Consider the following 23,190-nt stretch of genomic DNA (forward strand, 5'->3'; position numbering starts at 1 on the left):
TGTTTCTTGATGAAATAGACTGTGATAAAGGGATTGCTTTATTTCTTTTTCTTCTTCCTGGTGTCTTTCTTATCGACCGCCTTTTTCTCTACAGGCGGAAACTTAGGAACCAGATTCATTAATCGCAATATCTGTTTTTGTCGTTTCAATAGGTAAGCCGAAGGCTTCGCTGAGTTAAACCGTATTGGGTTAGGGAGCGTAGCGGCAATCAGTGCGCACTGTCCTGAGCTCAACTTGGCAGCTGTTGTGTTGAATTTATACTTTGCGGCAGCCTGTGCGCCATAAATCCCTTTTCCCATTTCGATGGAGTTGAGATATACCTCCATAATCCGTTCTTTCGACCAGAACAACTCTATCAGAAAGGTGAAATAAACTTCGAAACCTTTGCGTATCCAAGATGATTGCGGCCATAGGAACACATTCTTGGCTGTCTGCTGACTGATGGTACTTGCTCCGCGCTTCCGTTTCCGTTTTTCGTTCTCCTTCATCGCTTTCTCTATCTCGATGAAGTCGAATCCGTTGTGTTCGGCAAAGCGGTTGTCTTCGGAGGCGATGACCGCCATCGGCAGGTGAGGAGATATTTTATCAAAAGAAACCCACGTGTGTTTCCACGTGGGTTTATCTCCTGACGCAAGCTGCTGTACACTTCGGATGACCATCAGCGGAGTGACATACACCGGCATAAAGCGGTAGACGATCACAGCCAGAATGGTAGATGCAAAGAAGAAAATCAGCAGGTTGCGCGCATAACGCAATATTTTTTTAATTGGAAGCGGCCTGTGCATCTTTAATCATCTGCTCACTTGCGTACATGTAAACTTCTACACGACGATTCTGTTCTCTTCCGGCAGCTGTGTCGTTGCTGGCGATAGGATCGCTTTCGCCCATTCCCTGCACACCTTTAATCTGGTTGGAAGAAACGCCGCAGTTTAACAGGTAGCTGGCTACACTCTGTGCACGTTCCTGTGACAAGTTCAGATTTTTCTGACGGCTTTGTTCGGCAGTACTGTTTCTCCAGCCCTGATTGTCGGTATATCCGTAGATGGATACGTCCATGTCTCTGTTCTGGTTGAGTACGTTGTTGGCGAACTTGCTCAATGCAGACTTGGCAGCAGCACTCAGAGTTGCATTACCGGTAGTGAAAAGAATACCTGAATCGAATGTAACTTTTACTGCCTGCAATCCGTTGTTGTCAGTTATCTGCTCTACTTGTGCGCCTTCAATTTGTTTTGCTTCTGCTGCCGCTTTATCCATCTTCTTTCCGATAAGGGCACCTGTTCCTGCACCTACTGCAGTACCGATAGCCGCACCGATGGCAGCACCCTTGCCTTTACCGATAACACCGCCGAGGATAGCACCCAATGCAGCACCCGAACCACCGCCGATTGCGGCACCTTTGCCCGTATTGTTCATGCTTGCGCAGCCACTGAATATCATGGTTATACTCATGAAGAGAACCATCCATTTCATCTTGTTCATAATGCAATGTTTTTTAAATAGGTTTATAAAATAATACTTTAATAAATTAACAACGCAAAGATACATATTATTTGCCAAGGTCATACTTTTTAAGTTAAAATAACTCCGGACGATCTTTGTATATGTAAAATAACAAACGACACGACTACCTTGTTGACACGGAAGGCAGATTTAAGCATTTTTTCCTGATCATGGTGAACCATCCCAAGAGAATCAGTCCTTTGGCAATCGTTGTGACGCATACTGCCCACCAGATACCTTCTACTCCCATGCCCATCCGTACAAACAGGATGGCAAGCGGAATGCGCATATAGTTGCATACAATGCTGACAATGGCAGGAGGCACGGTACGCCCGATGCCGTAGAACACTCCCTGCATCGTGATTTCGAGCATCATAAACAGCTGCGAATATCCGTCGATACGCAGAAATACACCTCCGGCTTCGTAAGCTGCCTGTTCGGGGACAAAGATCGAAAAGACCTCATTGCCGTAAAAGACAAACAGCAGCGTGCAGAAAGTTCCGAAGATTCCCGTCATCCATAGGGTGGTGTGCCAGGCTTTCAGTACCCGTTCTATTCGTCCGGCGGCGAAGTTCTGGGCAATAAAGGCGCTAAGTGCGGTGGAGAAACCTTGGGAGGTATTCCAGGTGATGGCTTCTATCTGACCGCCGGTGGTGAAAGTCATCAGTCCGATGTGTCCGCCCTGTTCGGATGCGGTACGGCAGAGGAACATATTGACGAAGGCGAACAGGGTGTTTAGGGTAGCTACAGGCAGACCTAGTTTCAGAATACGCCGTGTGTACTTCTTCTTCAGTCGGGAGAAGAAGGGGAAACCGCCGAGCAGGGCGTCTTTGCGGAAACGCAGCTGATAGATGAAGATGGCGAAAACCGTTGCCTGCGAGAGCCATGTAGCGTAGGCGGCACCGTTTGTTCCCAGTCCGAAGCCGAAGATAAACAGAGGGTCGAGAATGATATTCATAATCAGTCCCGTCCCACTGATGTAAAATGGAATTTTGCTTCGTCCCGCTGCATTATAGATACCTGTGAAGGCAGCAGACAGGAATATGAACGGCAATGCGGTGGAAATAATCCGCAGGTATTCGATGGCATTGGCTGTGATGTGCTCTTCTAGTTCATAGATGCGGATGATGGGGCTTGCGAACATGAAAAGCAGTCCGCCCCAGCAGATCGAAATGATCAGAGCAATCGTGATATTGTGTGAAGCGAACTGGCGGGCATCTTCCTGATTCTGCGCACCGATGGATTGGCCTACGCTGACTTCGGACCCTACCTTATTTAATAAGGAGATAGAACCGGACATCCACGTCAGGATTCCTACCGAACCGATGGCGGCTACAGCCTCACTGCCCAATCGTCCTACCCATGCCATGTCTGTAAGGCTGTATGCCATCTGTATAAACGACGTTGCCATGATAGGCATCGCCAGATTGAAAAGTTGGCGGTTGATAGGGCCGTGTGTCAGATTCTTAATTCCTTGCATATCATTTTTTCTATTTAAAAGGAGGCGCAAAGATACATAAAATTACTATCTTCGCACATCAAATATTCATTAATCAAAGTATACAGATACTATGAAACAGAAATTCTCTTCTCTTTTTGTATTGCTGGTCCTGCTATTGACAGGTCTGCAAGTCTCGGCACAAAGTACGCCAAAACCATTTGATATTGAACAGCCTTCTCTTCGTGTTTTCCTGCCGGCACCGGAACTGGCGACAGGTCGTGCTGTGGTAGCCTGTCCGGGTGGAGGATACTCCGGTCTGGCGGTCAATCACGAAGGGTATGATTGGGCGCCGTATTTCAACAAACAAGGAATTGCATTGATTGTTCTCAAATACCGGATGCCGAAAGGCGACCGCACCCTCCCGATCTCCGATGCCGAAGCAGCCATGAAAATGGTACGTGACAGCGCTGACGTATGGAATCTGAATCCGAATGATATTGGTATCATGGGATCTTCTGCCGGAGGCCATCTGGCTTCGACCATCGCTACACATGCGCCTGAAGCACTTCGTCCCAACTTCCAGATTCTCTTTTATCCGGTGATCACGATGGACAAATCTTTCACCCACATGGGCTCTCATGACAATCTGTTGGGTAAGGACGCTTCTGCCGATTTGGAAAAAGAATTCTCCAACGAGAAGCAAGTGACCAAAGAGACTCCCCGTGCTTTCATTGTTTATAGCGATGATGACAAGGTAGTTCCTCCTGCCAACGGAGTCAACTATTATCTGGCTTTAAATAAGAAAGGTGTTCCTTCCGTTCTCCATATTTATCCTACAGGCGGACACGGTTGGGGAATCCGTGAAGATTTCCTCTACAAGAGTGAAATGCAGAACGAACTGACTTCTTGGTTGCGTAGTTTCAAGGCTCCTCGCAAAGATGCCGTCCGTGTGGCTTGCATCGGCAACAGTATTACGTTCGGAGCAGGAATAAAGAATCGCAGCCGTGACAGCTATCCTTCCGTACTGGCCCGTATGTTGGGCGACAATTACTGGGTGAAAAATTTCGGAGTGAGCGCCCGTACCATGTTGAACAAAGGAGATCATCCTTATATGAACGAACCTGCTTATAAGAATGCGTTAGCTTTTAATCCTAACATCGTCGTTATCAAACTCGGAACAAACGACAGCAAATCATTCAACTGGAAATACAAAGCAGACTTCATGAAAGATGCGCAGAACATGATCAACGCTTTCAAGGGCCTTCCTTCACAGCCGAAGATTTATCTCTGCTATCCTTCCAAAGCTTATCTTACAGGTGACGGCATCAACGATGATATTATCTCTAAAGAAATCATTCCGATGATCAAGAAGCTCGCCAAGAAAAACGACCTGTCTGTTATAGACCTCCATACTGCGATGGACGGAATGCCCGAACTCTTTCCGGACCGTATTCATCCGAACGAAAAGGGAGCGCAGGTAATGGCAAAAGCTGTCTATCAATCTATCTCTGCTTTAAAATAAAAAATATGTTACCGATCATTGAGCTTTTAACCGGATAATTGTATTGATAATATAGCCCCTGATAAAAGAAAGGAGAATATTATGATTAGAACAGTTGCTGTCTTTGTTTTTGTGTCTTTAGCTTGTGTTGCTACTGCCTTTTCTCAAACTATAGAAAAGGGGAATAAAATGGATGTGCAAAAGAAAAATAGCTCTGCGGAAGTAAGCGGACACCAGTTGCCCGAAGCAAAAATCATAGAACCGAAGTTACCGGATATAGAGGCTAAAAAACTTGCAACAGATGATAAGTCCATGCAGACATACGGTCTGACACCTTCAAGTCCTGCATCGGGCTTATCTCCCTATTTTTACGATTTTCCTGCATTGCTGGAAAGTAATCCGGCATTGACGGATTTTTATAATTTTCGTCAGCATTCTATGAATGGACAGTTTTCTTTTATTGGGAGTGCAGAACAAAAGACTTATCTGGGATTGGGGCAATATGTAGCGGTAAATGCCGGAATGCGCTGGATTCCTTCTCAAAGATTTTTCGTTGAAGCGGGAGGAACCTTAAGCCGGCAATTCTATTTGGCTTTGCCTATAGCGAGACAAGACATAGCAGGAATATATACGAGAATTCATTATTCTTTAGCCAGAAATGTCCGGTTAAATGTCTGGGGACAATATTTTATGGGGGGAAATACACCCCCTCCGGTTTACAATCCGTTATTTCCACATACAGGGGTAGGAGCTTCTATCTCGGTCGATGTGAAAAAGAATACGGAAGTAAGTGTCGGTGCGGAATACCAGTATGACAAGAATTCAAGGGAATGGAAAATGGAAACGTCAGGCCGTGTATCCATTGGCTTTTGACACATATTTCATCATTCATTTGGTTCTGTTATTTATTTCCCATATCTTTGACGCATTAAAATTATAATGTTTCATTAAAACTAGTGGATGTTTAACTCATCATTTATTACATCGGATTTGGTCTGATAAGAATCTGTTCACTTTAACAGATTCGAACTTTCATACTTTCGGATAATCTTTCCGGAAGTGATTCTCCTATATTATATAACTTTAGTTTTTATACCCGCATACAATAGCAAAAGCATTGTTGTGCTTTCACGTGTATGCTATATACATTAAGATAATGAGTAACGAAAATAATAATCTGTCATTATATGGTTGGAGTGATAATCTATTCCGGCAAAAACAAATCTCACAATTTAAAGATATGTCTCATGGACGAATCATCGTGACACATAAAACCTGTTATGAAGTAGTTGCAGAGGATGGCGTATATTTGTGTGAGTTAACAGGAAATATGATTTATGGCAGAATGCCTGATGAATACCCTTGTACGGGCGATTGGGTGATTTTTCAGCCATTTGATGCAAATAAAGGGATTATAGTTGATACGTTGCCTCGTGAACGGGCGTTGTATCGCAAGAAGAACGGAACGGTAGCCGACCGGCAGGCCATTGCTTCTTACGTCGATAAAGCATTTATTGTGCAAAGCCTTGATGATAATTTCAATGTTCGCAGAGCGGAACGTTTCATAGCCCAGATAATGGAAGAAAATATCAAACCAGTATTGGTGCTCAATAAAGCCGATTTAGGTTGTGACAGGCAGAAAATAGATGAAGCGATCAAACACATTGCCCGTCAGTTTCCTGTATTTATCACAAGTATTTGTCAACCTCAAACGATTCTCCGGTTGCGGGAATCCATAACAAAAGGCGAAACGGTCGTGTTTGTCGGCTCTTCGGGTGTCGGCAAGAGTTCACTGGTGAATACCCTTTGCGGGAAATCGGTACTGAATACTTCCGATATAAGCCTGTCTACAGGGAAGGGACGGCATACTTCGACTCGTCGGGAAATGGTATTGGTGGATGGCTCAGGTGTTTTAATCGACACTCCGGGTGTTCGGGAATTTGGTTTGGCGATTGACAATCCCGATTCGCTTGCCGAAATGTTTGAAATATCCGACTATGCGGAATCATGCCGTTTCAGCGATTGTAAGCATATCGACGAGCCGGGTTGTGCTGTTTTAGAAGCGGTACATAATGGTACGTTAGATCATAAGGTATATGAGAGTTATCTGAAACTCAAACGAGAAGCATGGCATTTCTCCGCTTCCGAACATGAAAAACGTAAGAAGGAGAAATCCTTTACGAAACTCGTAGAAGAAGTGAAGAAACGCAAGGCTAATTTCTAAAGAACTATTGAAGCAGGGAATGCCGGTACTTTATCAGACAAGGTGATACTGTATGACGGCTTCTCTGCTTCTTATTGTTTGGTAAGAGTTTACGGCAACTATTCTCTTGCTTTTAGAGTAAAGGCATTTCAACTCTTGTGACATGTTCCTCTTCGGGTACATCCGGATTGCTGTAATAATATTCTATTGATGTTCCCGAAGCCTTATATCCATTTGTTTTTATCCATTCGGTCATCTCATTGTACAGCTGTGCCAGTTCATTGTAATTTCCTCTATGCAGACATACGACTATTCTTCTGGCGGGGAGGATGACAGACTGTATTTTTTCGTCACCCTGTAAAGGTTTCGAAGATTTCAGTCCGATAATCATTTCTATACGATCTTCGGTCAGGCTTTCAAAGTCGGGGTATTCTACGAAGGGGATATCCGTGGTTACTTCTCCCTGTTTCTTGAATAAAGAGTCTATTCTTACAAAATTTTCTCCGATAGCCTGTGACATACCTTTCATGTTGGTTTGTACTTCAATAGCCAAAGCAGGCTGTTCCGGCTGCTGTAAAAGCATGATTTCTGATATCTTTGCCATAGATTCTGTTTTAATGGTGATTATTTCCGTATGACCGGTATATATATTTCTGTTAGTAATTCCGACGTTTCCGTGGTGGACGGATGATTCATATACATCTCAAAGCTGAATGTGCTTTGGGGATGGTATTTACTTTTCGGAAACCATTCCTCATAAATGCTCCTGTACACTTTGTGTAAAGAAGAATAGCTCCCCGTATGTCTGAACACGGCATATCGCCCTCCGGGAATTTGCATGATTCCCGGTACCGGTCTCGCTTTAGTATCATCGCGAAGGGTGATGCCCAGATAGAACCGGCACTTCTCCGTAGGCGTAATCGACGGATCGTCCATGCTAAGGCTGATAAACTTGTCATATCGTGGGTCTGCTTCATACTGTTCGGCATGATGCAGTAGTTTATTCCAAAGTAATCTGTATTTTAGTTTGTTTTTATACGCTTCACCCACTTCGATGCAGAATATCTTTATCGGGCTGATCACTTTTATCTCCGGTTTTATGTTTGTTGCCGGATTTTCACCGTTCGGTCTGTGCTTCTCTCTGTATTGAGAAGTTGATATACCAAAATGTTTCTTAAAAGCTTTGGCGATACTGTATTTAGTCTGATAACTCGTTTGCTCTATGATTTGCTTTAGCGTATAGTCCGTAGAGATCAGCAGATGTGCAACGTGTTCCATGCGCAAACGCTGTATGTAACTGCCGATATTCTCTCCGGTAGCGGTGCGGAACACTCTTCTGAAATGAAATTTGGACAGTCCGCTCATCGAACTCAGCGTGTCGGTATCCAGTACCTCCGTCAGATGACCGTTGATGTACACTATTATGTTCTGAATCATCTTATGATGAAGGCTGCTTGTCTCTTGCTTTTGCCGCCATCTGTTCAGTGTGGGAAGGCGTTTGTCCAGTATCTCCCTCAGCTCTTTCGGAGAATAGTCCGTGTCTGCGTATTCATTATATTTATCTGTATATTTTATCCAGATGTCGATCATTTCCCACATGGATATATCGACAATGTATTTCCCATCCTTCAGGCAGTAATAACAAAACTCATCACTCCTCGAACCGTCGGAGTTGGTGCCTAAATATTCCTCCACGTCGAAGCGGAGCGGCATTCCGCAGCTTTGGCAATATCTTTTATTTATTTCTGATTCAACCATTTGACTAATCTTGCATTCTTTGCAAAAATAAGCTATTTTTTCAGTAAACAGTTGTCCGGAATAGCCATCTTTTTATTAACAAATGTTCATTTCCGCTATTTCTTAAAGTTGTATCTTTGCTGCGCTTTTATAATATATAAGGTAAAGATGGAAACAATAACTGGAAAAAGAAGTTTATCATTCTATGAGCCGATTGTTTGGTGTAGGTCTGTTTGTCATCAATTCGATATTGGATATGTTTTGGGCTTTATGTAGAGTCTTATATTTATGTTCTGTGTATATTAATAAAAAAACCTCTGATAATCAATGATTATCAGAGGTTTTTTTACTCCGTGATCCGCCTGGGATTCTCCTTACAGAGTTACCACGCTGATATTTAAAACTTTATATTTTTTGCTTCAAGCATATCCCATGATTTATCCCACTAATTTGCTACGTGTTTTTGCGGTAGTTTGCTCATGGAGAATACTGAATACAAAGATAGTGGTTTTCTCTGAACCTTGCAATACTTTAAATTAGACAAATTCAGATACATATTTTAGGCTCTTATTTGTTTCTGTATAAAAATCTCCGACACAATAATCAGGAGTGTCAAGTTCTTTGAGTATATGAGATGTAGTATAAATTAGTTGATAGCTTGATTTATCATTTTGCTCAACCATATCAACCAATACACGCTGAAAATTGTGCGCACGTTCTGGCTCTATCCCTTTGTCCTCCATATTATCGCAAAAAATGAAACGAGGATAGCGCATTTGATCAATATGTAATGAAGCTAAAAAGATGGCATATCTAGCAGATGTTTTCAAATAGAAATTAGAACTAGATGAATATCTTTCATTTTTATCCGTAATAAATGCTATATTATTTCTATAATCTATATTAAAAGTATCAGCTTTGAAAAACTCCTCTTGTCTATCTAAATCTTTTTTTAGTAACTTTAATGCAAACTGTTCTATTTCTCGATTCGTTTTTTCTTTGTTTTTTTCTTGTTCTCTATGTAAATGTGTAATAATATATTCGCAATGAACTTTTTCGTCTTTTAGAGATTGTTCTTTCTGCAACAAACTATTATATATTTCTGCATTTTCCAGCATTGTTTTAAATTGAAGAATTTCTCCTTCACATTTTCCTTTTTCAACTAATAAACTCTCAACTCTTTCATTTGCAATAGATTTAACATCTTTAAGACTGTTATTTACTTGTCCTTGTATTTGGAATAGCTTCACTTTTTCCGCTTCATAATAGGCTTTTAAATCTATTAGTTTTCTTTCTTTTATAATTAAGAGATTAGATGATTCTTTTAGCTGAAAACATATCTCTTGTTCTATTTTTTTTGCTTGTGTAATCCCGTAACTCTCATCAACACTTTGTTTGCATAATCTACAAGTCTGTTTGTTATCATGCTTCTCTAAGGGGGATAAACACTCAGGACAATATTCCAAAGAAAATCCCCCAATAAAATCCCTTGTTGCAACAGAGTTTTTGATACTTTTCAATTTTCTTTCTAACTCTATTATAAAATCTTTTGAGTCTTCTATTTCAAATTCGAGATCTCGAATCTGGTCATTCAATTTATTTACAATTGATCTTTGTTGTATTGCTTCTTGATTCAAAACCTCAAATTCTAGTTGTGTCTTTTTTGTAAAACGTATTGATTTCTCTTCATTTTTAAGAGCTTGAATTGTTAAATTGATTTTTTCAATTTCTTTTTCTTTATTTTCTATTTGAGTTCTCACATGACTAGGTATTAGCATGTAAGGAGCGTCTATGAATTTTTTTATAGCTTTTATTTCTTGGCTGAGGTTTATTAATTCTTTATCAATAGCCTCTTTTCTTTGTTTTTTATCATACAATTCCTGATTGTATATCCCTAGTAATAATTCTGCTACAGTTTCTCTGGTTAGCATTGTGTCAAAATGTTCATATAAAAAAAGAGAACTAGTAGGGGATTCTTGATCTATATATATTAATCTAAGAATCTGGTGCATTGTGATATTGCTGTCACCTTTTACTATTGGAATTTCTAAAGTATTAAATAACACGTTAGAGAAACTAATACTGTTAGGAGTAGTATTAAAGCCATATTTTTTCCAATTATCATCAGATACATCTTCCATCTTTCCCCAATGGATATACATTGGTTCCATTCCATTGGCTCTTCCTTCGTCATTGAAATTCAGTTCTCGTTTCAGAACAAGGGTTGCTCCATTAACTTCAACTTCTACTATTACCCGTGAGCATTGCTTTGCTTCTTTTACCCATTCATTAAAGGCTCCACCTAGAGCATAAAACAAGAAGTGAGTTATGGTCGATTTTCCACTACTATTTTTACCTCGAATGATATTAACTCCTTTATGAAAAGTTTCATCATAAGCAACTTTGTTATTTTTCGTATATATGATTAGTCGATTGACAAATAAATTATTGTGCATCATATTTATTTTCAATAAGATTTGTTTTTTCTTTCAACACGCTTAAAGACATTAAATAGTAATGAGAAGTGAGCAACTTAATCGCATTTTGTTCACTAATAGATAAAGGTTCAAATTGGGGAGAATGTTTCTCTATTATCTCCGTTGAAATAGGTGTTACATACCCCGATGTAATATAATCAATATTAATAATGCCATATGATGCTAAGCTTTTTAAAGCCGCCATTTGATATGGCTTTATTTTTTCAAACATTTTACGACTATCAAATATTATCTCATATGAATTTTCTTTTCGGTTTTTAGTTATGAATGTTTTAATATGCTCCTTAATCTCTTTCTCATTTAGTGAAAATTTAATGCGTTGCATTTCTATTGGAAATAGTAAATAGTAATCCCAAATGCGTAAACGCTCGATTTCTACAGACTCCCCACGCTTAAAGTAGGTAAGAAGTTGTATTATTCTATATGCTGTATGGTATAAATCGAAAGCTTGATGATAAATGATCATAATTTCCATTTTATATGGCATCTGCCGGTTAAAAAATAAATCATACCCTCAATATCTCTGTATGTTAGTCCCATAATGTCATTACACCCTTGTTCCATTATGATTTTCATAATAGGATCAATGATCTCAGAAGAGATAAGTCTTGCTATCTCTTCTTGTGGAGTACTTTTCTTAATTAATGGGTATATTAACCATCTAAATTTATTACATATTATACCTAATATATAAGTATGTATCTCTTGAGCAGGTTCATATAATTGATATCTATATAGTTTTCTTGCATATGCTTCCTTCAGCAAACTAGCATCCTCAAACAAATATTCCAAATCCCCATCCTTTAGTTTTTGTTCTAGCCCAATTGTATCTCTATCTGTTTGATAAAATTTTAATTCCTCTGATATACAATCAGTTTGCTCTTCTTGCTCAAATTTTCTTTTTAGTGAGTCAAAAAGAACTGATAGCTTAGTTTGTGTTACTGGATGATTATGAGTTTCTGTTTTTATATGCACAGAATTATCATCTCCACCCACAAGCTTTCCGCCATTCGTGACTTCTGCATCACGTATAGATACCCCCATTATTCTATGTTGGGTTTATTGTATTATCAGAAATGTGAGTGGAATTGTCGTGTCCGGCTACGACTTTTCCACTTCCATGAATTGTTACGTTTTTGATATTAACATTCTTGCTCTTGCTTTTTTTGTATGTAAAAATAGCTCCCCCTGCGACTGCAATAACGACTATACCTGCTATGATTATTTCAAGTGTTTCCATAATGATTATTGTTTTTTGCAAAAATATTAATTAATATTTGAAATATCAACATGTTATACGGTTTTTATGAACATTAGAGTGATAAGTTGGGATATCTTTACTTATTGTATTATAGTCTGCGTCCTTTTTTCTTTTTCTTCTTAGATTTTGGTGTTTGATCCTCGTTGTTGAATGTTAAGTCTATCCTTGATGTTGTTAAGGAAATAACCACATCAGATGTTTGATTATTATTTTGATTGACAGATGTTTCGCATTCTTGTTTGGTGACAATATTCTCATCTGTATTAAAAGCCTTACTATTTTCTTTCTTGCTTTCAGAATTGTTAGAAAGCATATTTTCTTGATTGCTATTCTGGTTGACTCCCATTTTTCTTTCACAGGATTGAATATTTGCCTCTTGTTGTTTAAGTTGCTCTGATATGGAGTTGTTCTTCATTGTGTTGTGATAGTCAAATGATTCAGATTGTTGGCGATTATATCTAAATAGTTTATCAAATCCTCGCTCTGCCTGTTGGAATAGGCTTACACGATCAAAGCCACCTGTTATTGCTCCGTTCTTGGTGTTCTTATGATTAGTCAATGGTGATAGTTTCTTTTTATTGGCTTGGTCTTTTCGGCTCACAATCAAATGACAGTGCATATTTAGTTTATTATCTGAACGACTACGGTCAAAATGGATCTTACCGTAAAACTTTATATCCGAAGCGGATAGCTCTTTATTGAAATTTTTAGCATATTCAGGGATAAATACTTCCCGAATATACCGTTTCATAGCTTCGGCTTGCTCCTGCTCTGTATTACCCATTGCTCGGAGTTCCTTTTCCGATGGACTGACATGAATAGCGTAAAACTTAGCATCCGTTTTTAGGAGTTGCCCGATATTGGTATCTATATCTTTTATGACCTTCGATTTATAGATGTTATCATTCGTCAGATTGAAAAAACCTTCGGTATAAATACCTTTTTCTATTCGCTCTAAATCTTCGTGTTCCATGTAATTAGCTAGCTGTTGGCAACTCCCAGCATTATTATATGTTCCGTTTGAAGGCGGAGCAAAGTCTATGTGCATAATCTTATGTGTTTATCAAATTGTTGATTTCTGCTTTCAGATTCTCTTTCCTTTTACTATCCATCACACCGCAAGCGGAAAGTTCCGAATTGAGTTGTATCAGTTGAAGTAACTTCTTATAATCCCGTTGATGTATCTGATAGAGGGCATTAATCTGCTTGGATTGGTTGTTTATAACATCGGCATGATTACAGAACAGCTCACTTAACTTTTTAAGCACGGATATTTGTCTTTCCTGACTGGCTTCCAGTTGAGAGAGGATCAGAGTTTCCAAAGTTTTGCCGATAGCATCAAAGCGCAAAGCTATAGAATTTGTTGCTCGTATCATAGGATTCAGTTGTTCTTCCTCGTAGTGACGGATAAAGCGGATAATATCATCCTGTCTCTTATTTATTTTCGCCAGTTCTGATTTTACAGATTCCGGTGCTTCGGATGGGTTGATATGTGCCTTATCTATATACCCGAACGCCAACTTTACAACTTCGCTCTTTTTCAGTGAATAGCGTTTGCATATTTTCTCTACCAAAGCTGCCGCTTCCTTGTCTACGGAAATGGTGGTGAATATAGTTTTTCGACTGTTATTTGGCATGATAATTACTTTTTTATAGAAATATGAATAGATAAATACCTGATAACAAGCATTACAAAGAAAATGCTTATTACAGGTGTCATTACAGCGTGTTCTTGTAACACGCTAAAGCCGAAGGCTTTGCCCCGCAGGGCAAGAGGGAAGAACAGGACTTGTCCAGTTCCCTCTTGCTCGATTTAGTGAAATGGGCTGAACCGATAGGTGAAGCGGTTTCTACTAAATCGGGGTGGTTACACAAAGTGATAGCTTAAACACAAGCTTCTTTCCTCTGCTGCATTTTGCTGTCAGAGTTTGTTTTCTAATTGATTGGCTTTTTCAAACTGTTTATAAGTTTGATAATCGGCTCGTTCACGTACAAAAGCTCTAATATCGCTAGCCCGATAGTAGGTTTTATGCCCAATAGTAAAGTAGGGGAGCTTACCTTTTAGTCGATAGCGTTGTAAAGTTCTGAAAGACACTTTTAACAGAAATGCTAAATCCTGATTATCAAGTAATCGTTCATTTTCTTCTAATACCTGATCGGTATTGATAAGGGATTTTAAGTCTTGTCCTATCTCAGTGAGTTTCTTAGATAGCTTCTCCATCCATTTATCGAAGTTTTCGTTGTCTATATACATTTTGCTTCATTTTTTAGTCGTTTAACATTATTGTTCTCAATCGATTGATGAAGCAAAATTCAGTAAAACAATGTAAGAGAAAAAGAGGAGTAGTTACCTACTCCCCGAAAAGATATTTGCAAGTATCTGAGAATAAACAGTTTGCACAAATATCTTTTTTTGATCTTTATCGGTTCTTACGTTTTCGATCCTCTTTAATGATAGCATTTCGTAAGGCATCCAATGTTTTGGTAAGGTTGTACGGCTTGCGGGTAAATACTTCACCTACCTTATCGTAAATACTTCCGAATTTTAGATTGAAAAGCTGCTCAAAGCCACGAGCTAAACGAACTTCTGGGACAGGTTTTCCATCTTCGCCAACGATTTGTCCCTGTAAAAACAGAGCTAATACGATTTCTGCAATGCCAATAATCCCCAAGTCTTTTGACTTAGGGATTACATATAGGTCGGACTTGAACGCTGTAGGAATAGATAACTTAAATTGTTCTGGATGGTTAATTTTCAAGTTGATTAATTGTAGCTCGGCATCAATTGTCGATAATGCTTTGTGGACATAGAGAATTTTAAGCGCATTTTTCCCCCTGCCCACATTGATATAACTCTTCTAGGGGTGCTATCTCAATACGGGTGAGATTTAGCATCCGAAAGATATAGGAATAATCTTCTGAATTGCTAATAGCGACTATGTGCTTGACAAATTCTCCATAGGCATCTTGCATTTCTGTGTTAGTAACTTCTTGTGAAGTTTTAGACAATAGCTCAAAAAACTTCATTTTCAATAACTCATTCATAAGCATAATTTTTAGATAGTGAATAATATTAATTCGTATAATCATAAATTCAATATGCTTATTTAGGTACTATACTTTTTATATCTTCGGTATTAATAGTATCAATTTTAGGAGAAACTATATTTTTGTGCTGTACCTATTATATAATATGTAAATCAGTCCGCCAGAAAGAAATATAGTTGGTAGAATAAACCAATAGTTATTACTTATTAGAAACTTGGCTATCCAAAAAGAAGGGAGAAATGAAAATACATATTGGGTACTATCTGTAATAACAAAAGGTATTATTAATCCCACCATAACTAAAGCAGATACTTTTGCAAGTGCCATACCTTCCACTTTATTCCCCGCATATGCCAAAATAATCATAGCAGCCACAACGCTTAGTATTGTAGCCAATATTGATATTATAAATGTAGTCCATAATGACATATCTGATACAGAACAAAAAGAAAGCAGTACGAAAGAAACAATGGCTGCAAATAAAACAGGAATAAGCAATCTTGATATAAGATAACCCTTCTTACCAAGTGGGGTGATTGTGATATACCTGTTGATTTTCATGTCTGTTTCATCTAATACCACTAAGACCGAAGCGAAGCAAATCATGTAAGGACACATAATTGCAAGGAATAAATCCAATATCGGATAATATAGGCTGAAATCCTTTAGCATCGGATAATGCTGTACAATTAAGGGGAAAACAAACCTATATATTGCCGCTAATATTAGCGGAATACATATTATTGCAGATAACATACCATCTGAGAATATGTTTCTGATAAACATTTTGAAAGAAATAATATTCTGATTCATAATTATATCGTCATCATTTTTTTTACTGACAGACAAGAAAAAATATACATCGCAATGCACCAAATGCTTATTGCCATTAGAGATATGACACTGATATTTCCAGACATAAGTTCTATCAGACTTATACTTGGATGTAATAGCATAACTCCCGATTTATAGCCCATTGTATAAACAGATATGGGAGTTACGGATATTATTAAAGTGGGAACCATAATCAGCATAAAGTTATTCATGGTTGAAATGAAAGCGGAAAGTGATATTCCAACCAGTGTGAATAATGCTGAACCTAACATAATTCCAACAGCAAGATGTATGTAAGAATGTTCCATGCCTGAGAACAATGCGATGAGAACTCCACTTAGCAAAGAAATTAGTCCAATGGAAATTACCTTTGACAAAATGTATGCGTGTATCGATATGGGCGAAACAGCTAATGCCTGCATTACTTTTTCGCTTTTCTCGAATAATATTATTGCTCCCATAAACATTAATCCGATCAGTACGGGATCTGAAAATATAAGGGTAGTTGTACATAGTTCTTTCCACGGCATAGGAAGAATGCGCAATACTGTAATATACACTAGTGTAAATAACGTATATAGGGCATAAAAACCATATTTGTATTGTTGCCGAATATCACCTAGTATTAAACCTTTAAGCTTCATAGTAATTTCCTCCCTGTTATTTCTGAGAATATATTGTCTAATGTTGGCTCATTGCTATGTATTGATAATAAGGCATTAGCTTGAATCAGAGATTGTAGCTTTTTATCTGTACTTATTTTGTCAAGTGCGATTGTAGTATTTAATTCTTTTTGATTCTCCAAATATGAATATGTTACTTCATTATAACGCCTTGACATGATAAGATTATGAGGAGTGTCCATAGCTTTAATGTTGCCATCAACAATAAATGCTACACGATCACAAAGTTCGGTTGCATCGTGCATATTGTGAGTAGTCAGAATGATTGTTACTCCTTTATTTTTAAGATCAAGAATAATGTTTTTCATCACTTGGGAGTTCGAAGGATCTAAACCAGATGTTGGCTCATCCAAAAATAACACTTTGGGCTGATGAATAATTGACCGGGCAAAGTTTAATCTGGATTTCATACCTTTAGAAAAACCTGCCACTTTCTTATTGGCATGTTGTGATAGTCCAACCATTTCTAATAATTGTTCGATAGGAATCAGCTTACAGTCATATAAAGAACCAAAGAATTTTAAGTTCTCCAATGCGGTGAATTTCTCATAAAAACTAGGAAATTCAAAATCGACACCAATACTCTCATAGAACTGGTCAGACTTATTTCTAATTTCATTATTATTAATAGAAACACTCCCCTTATATTTAGGGAGCATACCTATTAATATCTTTTGGAGAGTGCTTTTTCCTGCTCCAGAAGGTCCTAAGAAGCCAAATATTTCTCCGCTTCTTACTTGAAAATTCATATTCTCAATAAATGGTAGTTGAGAATAACTAAACGATAAGTTTTTTACTGTAATCATAATTTTTAAATTTCATATCGTATGACTAAAATTGTTTATATAGTCATATTGTGAATTCAAAGTATCGCTATGTAACATATTTGCACATAGTCAGTTGATATTATATAATCTTGTTGTATTGGATTAGTCTTTAAATAGTTGCTGTACTATTCCCCTAACTATAAACTTGAAAACTTCATTGTAAATATCTGTTCCAATTGTTTTCTCGTTTAGAATAGTCAAGAATGCAGCTCTTAAAGCCCCTGCAAATACTTTTGTATCAATTGATTTACTTTCTGGAATAAATTTCAGTAGTTCGTTTGCTAGCATGACATCATCATCTACGTGTTTTGAAAGTACTTCTTGAGGGAGCTTTCTATTTAGATATTCCACATCACTATTAACGAAGATAGATACAAAGTATGGTTTGTTGTTGATTAGCAAGTCAGATATAATATCTGTCAATGTATCAACCGTAATATTATTGGTATGCTTATTTATGGCATTAAGAAATTCTTTTTCCAATTTCTTATGATAGTCTATTATTGTATCGAAAAAAAGAAGTTCTTTTGATGTATAGAATAGATAAAATGCTCCTTTAGAAATATTGGCATATTTAACAAGCTCATCTACAGAAGTTTTACGTACCCCTTGTTGCTGGATAAATAGCAAAGCTCCTTCTTTGAGTTTATCCTTTATAAGCTTTCTTTCGTTGTCATCAAATGCTTTTGCCATACCGTGTGACTGTTTTGTTATTATTGGTCACTGCAAACATAAGCGTTATTTTTGAATTGACAAAGAAATATCGGTTTATTTTTCTTTGTTTCTATATGATCTGCCTAAATCAATGAGTATTTGGTCTATAAATCATTGTATTATGTTGCCACGATAAGTACATATTAAGTCATTAAGAACTTTACTTCGCCACTTTCGGACAGTTTTGAGAACGGCTCATGATTCTTCTTTTATTTGCCGATGAAAATAAAATCGACACGTTTTATAAACCTTTTAAAATTGAAAGTATGGAAGTAGTAACTATTGAAAAGAGAACTTTTTCGTATGTCTGCGAGAGGTTCACGGAGTTTGCCAAACGGATAGAAAGTTTGTGCAGCACTCATACCCAGAAAGTCGAAAACTGGCTGGATAGTCAGGAAGTATGCCTGTTGTTAGGCGTTAGTAAGCGAACTTTGCAGTATTACAGAAGTAGCGGAAGATTGGCTTATTCTCAAATTGGTAGTAAGATTTATTATAAGACTTCCGATATTGAAAGAATTATTGCAGACAGTGAAACGAAAAATCAATCACCCAAACACCCCACGTCTTATGAAAAGAACTAAAAAAGATTATCCGTCCTTCAACCTATTTTCCATTGTCGGCACATGGGAAAGCGTTAATCTGAATCCTACAGTTATCATCTATCGGAATGATAAAGAGTACCTTCTTTCTATTATATATGTATCGGAAACTACCAAACAGGCTTCACCCGCTACTTATGAGATACAGCAAGATGGTAGCCAGTATTTTATTGCCACTGCATCCAAACGGCTCTATGTAGATTATGATTCGGCAAAAGACGTACTTAGCATTTCATCGCTGGGTGACTATCTGCGTAACTAGCCAGCTATCTAGCCATCTTGAAATCAATATTTCAATAAAACAATCTTTCAATCATGGAACTAATAAATAAAGATACCCCGCAAGTTAAAGAGTTTATTTCTTCGCTTGATTCGATGCTGAACGGCATTGAATTTATAATCAAGCATTATAAACCCCACCTGAATGGGGAACGCTTTCTTTCTAACAATGAAGTTTCCAAGAAACTGAATGTTAGTTTGCGAACCCTGCAAGAGTGGAGAGATACAGGTCTAATCCCCTTTATCCAGATAAAAGGTAAAATCATCTACCGTCAAAGTGATATTGATAAACTGCTCCAAAAGCACTACTTTGAAAGTTGGAAAGAGTAACCTGCCAAGCCTAAAACATTGTTTTTCGGAATTTAATTTGAATCATTGACTTTTCCAGTGAAGTATTTAGTCTGTGCAAGTCTTTAGATGAAAATACGCTCGAACATAGTGAGAGGAAGATTTTCATCTAAACCGAAGGCTCGGACTTGAACAGGCTAAATACGGAACTTACCTTTGTCAATGCTTCATATTGAGTTCTGGAAAACTTACTATAAAAGAAAAGGATTGAGAAAATGAAATTCATTCTTCCCAATCCTTTTTCAATATTAGCTACTATCTTTATTATATAGCCAATTCGGACAGGCAGCTATTTACTTTTTGCATATCCTTGAAAATATTCTGATCCAATACCCTTGCATAGTGTTTTGTTACGCTTGTATCTGCATGACCTAACATCTTAGCAACATTCTCCATACTCACGCCATTTGCAAGGCAAATGCTTGTGGCATAGCTATGACGGGCAGTATGTGTGCTAAGATTTTTATGAATTTCGCACACATCGGCAATCTCCTTCAAATAACTGTTCATGCGTTGATTACACAATACAGGTAAAAGTTTTCCGGTACACTCTGCCACATCCTTATATTTATCAAGTATGGAAGCTGCCACAGGTAGCACAGGAATGTTACACATGATTTTAGTCTTTTGGCGGTTCTTCCTTATCCAAAGTTCCCCTTTATTGTCTTTTACCAAGTGTTCAGGTGATAAGTCTTTCACATCGCTGAACGCCAAACCGGTAAAAACGCAAAAAATGAAAACGTCCCGTACCTGTTCTACTCGTTTAATTGTGAACTCTTTAGCGAGAATGATTTTAATCTCGTCCATTGTCAGAAATTCAGGATCTGTTTCTTCCAGTTTGAAGCGATAGTAAGCAAACGGATTTTTCTTTATCCAGTCGTTTTCCAAAGCAATGCGGATAATCTTCTTCAAATTCTTCAATCGGGTGATAGCGGAGTTCTGCGCACAACCTTTTTCAATCTTCAAAAAAGCATCGAACTTAGAAATGAAGTTGGCTTCCAAGTTATTCAGGGCAATATCCGGTAATTGATATTCTTTCTTAATGAATTCTTCTAAATATCGGGTAGTGGTTTCATACCGCTGGACGGTCTTACTTACAAAGTCTTTTCCAATCAGCTTACGGCTTTGTTCATTATGCTCTCTGAATACCTGCAATAGCGTTTTGTTATCTTCGTCCACACCATAATACAGTTTTCTAACAAGATCAACAGTGATAACCTTACCGGAAGTTTCCAGTTCCCTATAAATTTGGTGTATGCGTGAGCGTGTGATTTCTAAGTAGTGGTTCAGTTCCACCGACATACGGTCTTTTCCTTTTGAATTCTCTTTTGCTTGATTCCATAGGTTTACGGGACAACTTCTTTTGATAGAAATATCTACCATACAGCCGTTTACAGTGATTCTCATGCACACAGGTGCTTCTCCGTTCTTTAATAACTTGGCTTTTTTGATAAAGAACAAAACAGAAAATGATTTTCGAGCCATTTTTACATCGTTTTTTTAAGTTACAAAACTATGTATTCTCTTCCAAAGTAAGTCTATGCAAAATACTATGAATCAGTGAGAAATATACAAATTCGTGGGACTTTTTAGAACTAAATTTTAGTCCCACGATTTATCCACCGATAATATGCTTGAAACGGCTATTTTCTGCTACCTGCCAGAAAAAAGAAATCCCTGATAATGTTTGATTATCAGGGATTTGCTTGATTTTTCTTTTGTTTTCAGTGATCCAGCTGGGGCTCGAACCCAGGACCCCAACATTAAAAGTGTTGTGCTCTACCTGCTGAGCTACTGAATCAATCCTTTATGCTTTCTTTCGAATTGCGGGTGCAAAGGTAGAACATTTTTTTAGAACTCCAAAGCATTTCAAACATTTTTCTTATCTTTGTGCCATTATCAACAATATACAATCATTAATATATGGCTGACGATAAAAAAATCATCTTCTCAATGGTGGGAGTGAGCAAAGCTTTCCAACCAAATAAAAATGTACTGAAAGACATTTACCTGTCGTTCTTCTATGGAGCGAAGATTGGTATTATCGGTCTGAACGGTTCCGGTAAATCTACCTTATTGAAGATTATCGCGGGTCTGGAGAAATCCTATCAGGGAGAAGTGGTCTTCTCTCCGGGATATTCTGTGGGCTATTTGGCACAAGAACCTTATCTGGACGACACAAAGACAGTAAAAGAAGTAGTAATGGAAGGTGTGCAACCGATCGTTGACGCACTGGCAGAATACGAAGAAATCAATCAGAAATTCGGTTTGCCCGAGTATTATGAAGATCAGGACAAGATGGATATACTTTTCGCCCGTCAGGGAGAATTGCAAGATATCATCGACGCAACTGATGCATGGAATCTGGACAGTAAACTGGAACGTGCGATGGATGCGCTCCGTTGTCCGCCCGAAGATCAGCCGGTGGTGAATCTCTCCGGAGGTGAACGCCGTCGTGTCGCTCTTTGCCGTTTGTTGTTGCAGAAACCGGACATCCTGTTGCTCGATGAGCCTACCAACCACTTGGATGCTGAATCTATCGACTGGCTGGAACAACATTTGCAGCAATACGAAGGTACAGTTATCGCCGTAACTCACGACCGTTACTTCCTTGATCACGTTGCCGGATGGATTCTCGAACTCGACCGTGGCGAAGGTATCCCTTGGAAGGGAAACTACTCATCCTGGCTGGAACAGAAGACCAAACGGATGGAAATGGAAGAAAAGACCGCCAGCAAGCGTCGTAAAACACTGGAACGTGAGTTGGAATGGGTGCGCATGGCTCCGAAAGCTCGTCAGGCGAAAGGAAAAGCCCGTCTTAATTCATACGACAAGTTGCTGAATGAAGACTTGAAGGAGAAAGAAGAGAAGCTGGAAATCTTTATCCCGAATGGTCCCCGTCTGGGTAATAAGGTAATCGAGGCAAAACACGTAGCGAAGGCATACGGCGACAAACTGCTGTTCGATGATCTGAACTTTATGCTTCCTCCTAACGGTATTGTCGGTGTCATCGGTCCTAACGGTGCAGGAAAAACAACTCTTTTCCGTCTGATTATGGGATTGGAAACGGTAGATAAAGGTGAGTTTGAAGTAGGAGAGACCGTAAAGGTATCCTATGTAGACCAGCAGCATAAAGACATTGACCCGAACAAGAGCGTCTATCAGGTAATCTCCGGTGGTAATGATTTGATCCGTATGGGTGGACGTGATATCAATGCACGTGCGTACCTGTCCCGTTTCAACTTTGCCGGTGCCGATCAGGAAAAACTTTGTGGTGTTCTTTCCGGTGGTGAAAGAAACCGTCTGCATCTGGCGATCGCTCTGAAAGAAGAAGGTAACGTTCTGCTGCTCGATGAGCCGACCAATGACATTGACGTGAACACCCTTCGTGCTTTGGAGGAAGGTTTGGAAGACTTTGCAGGGTGTGCGGTAGTCATCTCTCACGACCGTTGGTTCCTTGATCGTATCTGTACGCATATCCTCGCTTTTGAAGGAGACTCTAATGTATTCTACTTTGAAGGTTCCTATTCAGAATATGAGGAAAACAAATTGAAGCGTCTAGGCAATGAAGAGCCGAAGCGTGTTCGTTATAGAAACCTAATGACTGACTAGTATTTGCTGACAGATTACAAGTTAAATCTCACTTAATATACGAAAGTGAAAGGCTCTGCAAACATTGCAGGGCCTTTATTGTTTTCGAAAGCAATAAAATGTTTA

The 23,190-nt window shown here is 38.6% G+C and carries 26 protein-coding genes and 1 tRNA gene; 7 read left to right on the forward strand and 20 right to left on the reverse strand.

Annotated features, from left to right (window positions below; genetic code table 11):
* Positions 1 to 38 precede the first annotated feature (38 nt).
* The 3 genes from mtgA to DW640_RS18365 all read right to left on the reverse strand — a co-directional run bounded on the left by mtgA (position 39) and on the right by DW640_RS18365 (position 2,980).
* On the reverse strand, positions 39 to 785 hold the full coding sequence (gene mtgA, locus DW640_RS18355) for a monofunctional biosynthetic peptidoglycan transglycosylase (protein ID WP_008763443.1): 747 nt from the start codon (positions 783 to 785) through the stop codon (positions 39 to 41).
* A complete protein-coding gene (locus DW640_RS18360; protein WP_008765906.1) occupies positions 763 to 1,479 on the reverse strand; it encodes an OmpA family protein in 717 nt (238 codons plus the stop codon). The genes mtgA and DW640_RS18360 overlap by 23 nt, the downstream gene beginning before the upstream one ends.
* A gap of 145 nt (positions 1,480 to 1,624) precedes the next feature.
* Positions 1,625 to 2,980 (reverse strand): MATE family efflux transporter, encoded by a 1,356-nt coding sequence (locus DW640_RS18365; RefSeq protein ID WP_008763445.1) that lies wholly within the window; start codon positions 2,978 to 2,980, stop codon positions 1,625 to 1,627.
* A 91-nt stretch (positions 2,981 to 3,071) separates the two neighbouring features.
* On the opposite strand from DW640_RS18365, the gene DW640_RS18370 reads away from it, so the two are divergent.
* The 3 genes from DW640_RS18370 to rsgA all read left to right on the forward strand — a co-directional run bounded on the left by DW640_RS18370 (position 3,072) and on the right by rsgA (position 6,666).
* Positions 3,072 to 4,463 (forward strand): GDSL-type esterase/lipase family protein, encoded by a 1,392-nt coding sequence (locus DW640_RS18370; protein ID WP_061473823.1) that lies wholly within the window; start codon positions 3,072 to 3,074, stop codon positions 4,461 to 4,463.
* An 81-nt stretch (positions 4,464 to 4,544) separates the two neighbouring features.
* Positions 4,545 to 5,315 carry a hypothetical protein gene (locus DW640_RS18375; protein ID WP_117578800.1) on the forward strand — a complete coding sequence of 257 codons (771 nt, stop codon included), beginning with the start codon at positions 4,545 to 4,547 and terminating at the stop codon, positions 5,313 to 5,315.
* 283 nt (positions 5,316 to 5,598) lie between these two features.
* Positions 5,599 to 6,666: a ribosome small subunit-dependent GTPase A gene (gene rsgA / locus DW640_RS18380; RefSeq protein WP_117578809.1), complete on the forward strand. Its 1,068-nt coding sequence runs from the start codon at positions 5,599 to 5,601 to the stop codon at positions 6,664 to 6,666.
* Between the two features lie 112 nt (positions 6,667 to 6,778).
* On the opposite strand, the gene DW640_RS18385 is transcribed toward rsgA, so the two are convergent.
* The 15 genes from DW640_RS18385 to DW640_RS18460 all read right to left on the reverse strand — a co-directional run bounded on the left by DW640_RS18385 (position 6,779) and on the right by DW640_RS18460 (position 18,226).
* Positions 6,779 to 7,249 carry a GyrI-like domain-containing protein gene (locus DW640_RS18385; protein WP_008765902.1) on the reverse strand — a complete coding sequence of 157 codons (471 nt, stop codon included), beginning with the start codon at positions 7,247 to 7,249 and terminating at the stop codon, positions 6,779 to 6,781.
* Positions 7,250 to 7,269: 20 nt separating this feature from the next.
* Positions 7,270 to 8,403, reverse strand: a complete 1,134-nt coding sequence (locus DW640_RS18390; protein ID WP_022471072.1) for a GyrI-like domain-containing protein — start codon at positions 8,401 to 8,403, stop codon at positions 7,270 to 7,272.
* Positions 8,404 to 8,918: 515 nt separating this feature from the next.
* Positions 8,919 to 10,841 (reverse strand): AAA family ATPase, encoded by a 1,923-nt coding sequence (locus DW640_RS18395; RefSeq protein WP_117578801.1) that lies wholly within the window; start codon positions 10,839 to 10,841, stop codon positions 8,919 to 8,921.
* The gene (locus DW640_RS18400) at positions 10,828 to 11,355 is read right to left on the reverse strand and encodes an ABC-three component system middle component 5 (RefSeq protein ID WP_117578802.1); all 528 of its coding nucleotides are present in this window, start codon (positions 11,353 to 11,355) and stop codon (positions 10,828 to 10,830) included. The genes DW640_RS18395 and DW640_RS18400 overlap by 14 nt, the downstream gene beginning before the upstream one ends.
* Positions 11,343 to 11,924: an ABC-three component system protein gene (locus DW640_RS18405; protein ID WP_007656966.1), complete on the reverse strand. Its 582-nt coding sequence runs from the start codon at positions 11,922 to 11,924 to the stop codon at positions 11,343 to 11,345. The genes DW640_RS18400 and DW640_RS18405 overlap by 13 nt, the downstream gene beginning before the upstream one ends.
* A 4-nt stretch (positions 11,925 to 11,928) precedes the next feature.
* Positions 11,929 to 12,120 carry a hypothetical protein gene (locus DW640_RS18410; protein ID WP_007656968.1) on the reverse strand — a complete coding sequence of 64 codons (192 nt, stop codon included), beginning with the start codon at positions 12,118 to 12,120 and terminating at the stop codon, positions 11,929 to 11,931.
* 109 nt (positions 12,121 to 12,229) lie between these two features.
* Positions 12,230 to 13,189 carry a DUF5712 family protein gene (locus DW640_RS18415; protein WP_117578803.1) on the reverse strand — a complete coding sequence of 320 codons (960 nt, stop codon included), beginning with the start codon at positions 13,187 to 13,189 and terminating at the stop codon, positions 12,230 to 12,232.
* A gap of 4 nt (positions 13,190 to 13,193) precedes the next feature.
* Positions 13,194 to 13,778 (reverse strand): BfmA/BtgA family mobilization protein, encoded by a 585-nt coding sequence (locus DW640_RS18420; protein ID WP_117578804.1) that lies wholly within the window; start codon positions 13,776 to 13,778, stop codon positions 13,194 to 13,196.
* Between the two features lie 284 nt (positions 13,779 to 14,062).
* Positions 14,063 to 14,395, reverse strand: a complete 333-nt coding sequence (locus DW640_RS18430) for a helix-turn-helix domain-containing protein (protein ID WP_022011056.1) — start codon at positions 14,393 to 14,395, stop codon at positions 14,063 to 14,065.
* A gap of 166 nt (positions 14,396 to 14,561) precedes the next feature.
* Complete coding sequence (locus DW640_RS18435) at positions 14,562 to 14,984, reverse strand: hypothetical protein (RefSeq protein ID WP_007656975.1); 423 nt, start codon at positions 14,982 to 14,984, stop codon at positions 14,562 to 14,564.
* Positions 14,959 to 15,192, reverse strand: coding sequence for a hypothetical protein (locus DW640_RS18440; RefSeq protein ID WP_117578810.1), 234 nt, complete (start codon positions 15,190 to 15,192; stop codon positions 14,959 to 14,961). Before DW640_RS18440 ends, DW640_RS18435 begins: the two co-directional genes overlap by 26 nt.
* A 111-nt stretch (positions 15,193 to 15,303) precedes the next feature.
* Complete coding sequence (locus DW640_RS18445; RefSeq protein ID WP_057098592.1) at positions 15,304 to 16,002, reverse strand: hypothetical protein; 699 nt, start codon at positions 16,000 to 16,002, stop codon at positions 15,304 to 15,306.
* Positions 16,003 to 16,004: 2 nt separating this feature from the next.
* Positions 16,005 to 16,667, reverse strand: a complete 663-nt coding sequence (locus tag DW640_RS18450; RefSeq protein ID WP_117578805.1) for an ABC transporter — start codon at positions 16,665 to 16,667, stop codon at positions 16,005 to 16,007.
* A complete protein-coding gene (locus DW640_RS18455; protein ID WP_007656984.1) occupies positions 16,664 to 17,512 on the reverse strand; it encodes an ABC transporter ATP-binding protein in 849 nt (282 codons plus the stop codon). The genes DW640_RS18450 and DW640_RS18455 overlap by 4 nt, the downstream gene beginning before the upstream one ends.
* 123 nt (positions 17,513 to 17,635) lie before the next feature.
* Entirely contained in the window at positions 17,636 to 18,226 is a 591-nt protein-coding gene (locus tag DW640_RS18460; RefSeq protein WP_007656985.1) for a TetR/AcrR family transcriptional regulator, read from the reverse strand.
* A gap of 287 nt (positions 18,227 to 18,513) precedes the next feature.
* Here DW640_RS18460 and DW640_RS18465 point away from each other — a divergent pair, with 287 nt between their 5' ends.
* Genes DW640_RS18465 through DW640_RS18475 form a run of 3 tightly spaced genes read left to right on the forward strand, consistent with a single transcriptional unit; the run spans position 18,514 to position 19,455 of the window.
* Positions 18,514 to 18,828, forward strand: coding sequence for a helix-turn-helix domain-containing protein (locus DW640_RS18465; RefSeq protein WP_007656987.1), 315 nt, complete (start codon positions 18,514 to 18,516; stop codon positions 18,826 to 18,828).
* The gene (locus DW640_RS18470) at positions 18,815 to 19,108 is read left to right on the forward strand and encodes a DUF3876 domain-containing protein (RefSeq protein ID WP_007656988.1); all 294 of its coding nucleotides are present in this window, start codon (positions 18,815 to 18,817) and stop codon (positions 19,106 to 19,108) included. Before DW640_RS18465 ends, DW640_RS18470 begins: the two co-directional genes overlap by 14 nt.
* 53 nt (positions 19,109 to 19,161) lie before the next feature.
* Positions 19,162 to 19,455 carry a helix-turn-helix domain-containing protein gene (locus DW640_RS18475; protein WP_007656990.1) on the forward strand — a complete coding sequence of 98 codons (294 nt, stop codon included), beginning with the start codon at positions 19,162 to 19,164 and terminating at the stop codon, positions 19,453 to 19,455.
* A 282-nt stretch (positions 19,456 to 19,737) separates the two neighbouring features.
* Here DW640_RS18475 and DW640_RS18480 read toward each other — a convergent pair whose 3' ends face one another.
* Both DW640_RS18480 and DW640_RS18485 read right to left on the reverse strand, forming a co-directional pair.
* Positions 19,738 to 20,958, reverse strand: coding sequence for a site-specific integrase (locus tag DW640_RS18480; RefSeq protein ID WP_117578806.1), 1,221 nt, complete (start codon positions 20,956 to 20,958; stop codon positions 19,738 to 19,740).
* 243 nt (positions 20,959 to 21,201) lie between these two features.
* A tRNA-Lys gene (locus tag DW640_RS18485) sits at positions 21,202 to 21,274 on the reverse strand.
* A gap of 122 nt (positions 21,275 to 21,396) precedes the next feature.
* Between DW640_RS18485 and ettA the strand changes: the two genes are divergently transcribed.
* Positions 21,397 to 23,085 (forward strand): energy-dependent translational throttle protein EttA, encoded by a 1,689-nt coding sequence (gene ettA / locus DW640_RS18490; RefSeq protein WP_008763451.1) that lies wholly within the window; start codon positions 21,397 to 21,399, stop codon positions 23,083 to 23,085.
* Positions 23,086 to 23,190 lie beyond the last annotated feature (105 nt).

It is taken from the genome of Bacteroides sp. AM23-12 (assembly GCF_003434395.1).
GTDB classification, from domain to species: Bacteria; Bacteroidota; Bacteroidia; order Bacteroidales; family Bacteroidaceae; genus Bacteroides; species Bacteroides thetaiotaomicron.